This window comes from bacterium (genome assembly GCA_036524115.1).
Classification (GTDB): domain Bacteria; phylum JAUVQV01; class JAUVQV01; order JAUVQV01; family DATDCY01; genus DATDCY01.
In genome coordinates this window covers 1-3,327 of record DATDCY010000128.1, presented here as the reverse complement: position 1 = coordinate 3,327, position 3,327 = coordinate 1, and the positions used below count along the sequence as shown (strand labels likewise).

3 protein-coding genes are annotated in these 3,327 nt (G+C 74.0%); all 3 read left to right on the top strand.

Annotated features, from left to right (window positions below; all coding sequences use genetic code 11):
- On the top strand, positions 1-1,344 hold a 1,344-nt coding region (gene murD / locus VI078_05910; GenBank protein ID HEY5998824.1), incomplete at its 5' end, for a UDP-N-acetylmuramoyl-L-alanine--D-glutamate ligase.
- 622 nt (positions 1,345-1,966) lie between these two features.
- Positions 1,967-3,079, top strand: a complete 1,113-nt coding sequence (gene ftsW, locus VI078_05905) for a putative lipid II flippase FtsW (protein HEY5998823.1) — start codon at positions 1,967-1,969, stop codon at positions 3,077-3,079.
- Between the two features lie 11 nt (positions 3,080-3,090).
- A partial coding sequence (locus VI078_05900; protein HEY5998822.1) for a glycosyltransferase occupies positions 3,091-3,327 on the top strand: 237 nt, incomplete at its 3' end.

The following is a 3,327-nucleotide window of genomic DNA, read 5'->3' as shown; positions in this document are numbered from 1 at the left end:
GAGCTGGCCGGCCGGCGCGCGCTGGTCGTCGGGCTGGCGCGGACGGGGCTGGAGACCGCGAACTTCCTGGCGCGCCGCGGCGCGCACGTCACCGTCACCGACCGCAAGGGGGCCGACGCGCTGGCGGGCGCGCTCGCCCGGCTCGACCCGCACGTCGCGCTCGAGCTCGGCGGCCACCGCGTCGAGACGTTCGTCGCCCAGGACCTCGTGGTGCCCTCGCCGGGGATGCCGATGGACGACCCGCTGCTGCTGGCGGCGCGGCGCGCCGGCGTGCGGGTGATCAGCGAGATCGAGCTGGCGTACCGCTTCCTGCCCGTGCCGCTGCTGGCCGTGACGGGCACCAACGGCAAGAGCACGGTGACGACCGCCCTCGGCCTCAGCCTCGAGGCCGCGGGCATCCCGGCGCGCGTCGGCGGCAACATCGGCAACGCGCTCGTCGGCGAGGTGGACGCCCTCGGCGGCGCCAGGTGGGTGGTCGCGGAGATCAGCAGCTTCCAGCTCGAGTGGATCGAGACCTTCCGGCCGCGGATCGCGGCGCTGCTCAACCTCTCGGAGGACCACCTCGACCGCTACCCCACGTACGAGGAGTACGTGCGCGCCAAGCTGCGGATCTTCGAGCGCATGGAGGCCGGCGACGACCTCGTGCTCAACGCGGACGACCCGCTCGTGGTCGAGCGCGCCGCCGCGGCCCGCGCCCGCACCGCCTGGTTCTCGATGCGCCGGATCCCGCGCCGCGGCGTCTACCTCTTCCGCGGCTGGATCTACTCGCGCCTCGGCGAGCGCCTCGGCCAGCGGGTGCTCCCGGTGGCGGAGATGCGCATCGCCGGCTCGCACAACCAGGAGAACGCGCTGGCGGTGACGGCGATGGCCCTGCTCGCCGGCTGCGCGCCGCGGCACGTGCGCGAGGTCTTCCGGAGCTTCCGCGGGCTGCCGCACCGCACGGAGTTCGTGCGCGAGGCGGGCGGGGTGCGCTGGTACGACGACTCGAAGGGGACGAACGTCGGCGCGACGGCGCGCACGCTCGCCGGCCTGCCCGGCCCGGTGGTGCTGATCCTCGGCGGCAAGGACAAGGGCGGCAGCTACGCGCCGCTGGCGCCGCTGGTGCGCGAGCGCGTCCGGGCGCTGGTGCTGCTGGGGGAGGCGCGAGAGAAGATCGCGGCGGAGCTCGCCGGGACCGCGCCGATCGTGGAGGTCGCGGAGATGGGCGAGGCGGTGCGCCGCAGCGCCGAGCTGGCCAAGCCCGGGGACGTGGTGCTGCTGTCGCCGGCCTGCGCGAGCTTCGACCAGTACACGAGCTATGCCGAGCGCGGCGAGCACTTCAAACGCGAGGTGAATGCCCTGTGACGATCCCGCAGGTGGCGCGCGTGACGGCACGTGCCGTGACCGGGTCTGTCCACGTGTGGGCCACGGCCCGGGGGCGCCTGTTCACTTCCGTCTCGCCGCCGTCGTCCGTGTCGCGAGGTCGGGGCGGTGCCGTGCGGCCGCTGAGCTGCGCGCTCGACCGCAGCATGTCCGGCCCTGCGCTCGAAACGCATAACTCGCCCCTGCGGGGCTCAAACAATGCGTTTCGCCCCTGCGGGGACGCTCCGGCCCGGCCGCTGCGGTTCCCTCGCGCTCCGCAATGCGGCCGCCCGTCACCGCCCCGCCCTCGCTTTGGACCGTGCCCTCACTGTCTTCAGGGCACCGGCCCGGGGGCGCCTGTGACCGGCCATCAGTCGCCGGCCGGGTCAGTGAAGTCACCAGGTGCCGGCGACTGGGCTGTCGCGCCAGCCGGTGAGTGCTTGCGGATGCCGTGCGCGCCAGGGCGCGGCAAAAGGGAACAGGCGCCCCCGGGTCGGGGCCCGCACGGACACGAGCGCGCAGTTCAGCGGCCGCACGGCGCCGCCCCGTCCCCGCTCCGCCTCTTCACGACCAGCGTATCGATGTGCGCGGCCCCGGCGGCAGTTGAAAGAGAGAGGGTGGGCTGATGCCGCGCAAGTCTCTGCCGGACGTGTGGCTGGCGCTGCCGGTCATCGTCCTCGTCGTGCTCGGCATCGTCATGATCTACAGCGCCAGCGCCTTCGTCGCGGTGCGCGAGCACAAGCCCCAGTACCACTTCCTCGTGCGCCAGCTCGTCTGGGCCGCCGTCGGCGGCGCCGCGCTCGCCGTCGTCTACCGCGTCGACTACCGCGCGTACCGCCGCTGGGCCCTGCCGGCCGCCGGCGCCGTCCTGCTCCTGCTGGTCGCGGTGCTCGTCCCGCCCTTCGGGCACCTCAAGGGCGGCGTGCGCCGCTGGATGGGGTTCGGCCCCCTGGACTTCCAGCCCTCCGAGCTGGCCAAGCTCGGCCTCATGGTCTTTCTCTCCGCCGTCCTCGCGGCCAAGCGCGAGCGCTTCCTGCGCGACGGGGCCAAGGCGATCATCCCGGAGCTGGCCATCGTCGGCGGCGCCCTCGGCCTGATCATGCTCGAGCCCGACCTCGGGACCACGATCACCCTCGCGGCCTCGCTCGGCGCGCTGCTCTTCGTCGGGGGCCTGCGGATCAGGAACCTCCTGATCGGCGGCGGGGTCGGCGCGGCGGCGGTCGCGGTCTCGCTCTACTTCAACCCCTACCAGTGGCACCGGGTCCAGACCTTCCTCGACCCCTGGAGCGCCGCGCGCGGCAAGGGGTACCAGACGGTGCAGGCGTTCCTCGCGCTCGGCCGCGGCGGCGTCGCCGGCACCGGCCCGGCGGCGAGCCGCCAGAAGCTGTTCTTCCTGCCGGCCCCGCACACCGACTTCATCCTCGCGGTCATCGGCGAGGAACTGGGCTTCCTCGGCCTCGTGCTGGTGGTCGCGCTCTTCGGCGCCATACTCTGGCGCGGGATGCGCATCGCGCTGCGGGCCCCGGACCTCTTCGGCACCTACCTCGCCTTCGGTCTGACCTTCTGCCTCTTCCTCCAGGCCGTCATCAACATCATGGTCGTGGCCGGCCTGCTGCCGACGAAGGGGTTGACGCTGCCGTTCCTCAGCTACGGCGGGACGTCGCTCGTGGCGAGCCTCGTCGCGGTGGGTGTGCTCCTCAACATCTCGCGCCACGGCGTCACGCCGCAGGTGCGGTGAGGGAGGCGGCGATGGCGGCGCGGGGCTTCGGGCTGGCGGTGGCCGGCGGCGGGACCGGGGGGCACATCTTCCCGGGGCTCGCGGTCGCCCGCGAGTTCCGCCGCGCCGAGCCCGACACGCGCGTGCTGTACCTCGGCGCGGCCGGGCGGCTGGAAGAGCGCGTCGTGCCGCGCGAGGGCGAGTGGGTGCGCTTCCACGGCCTGCGGATGAGCGGGATCGCCGGCAAGGGCGCGCTCGGCGCGCTCGCC

Coding starts and splice junctions, on each gene's coding strand:
- ftsW (HEY5998823.1), top strand. CDS start 1,967: ATGCCGCGCAAGTCTCTGCCGGACGTGTGGCTGGCGCTGCCGGTCATC.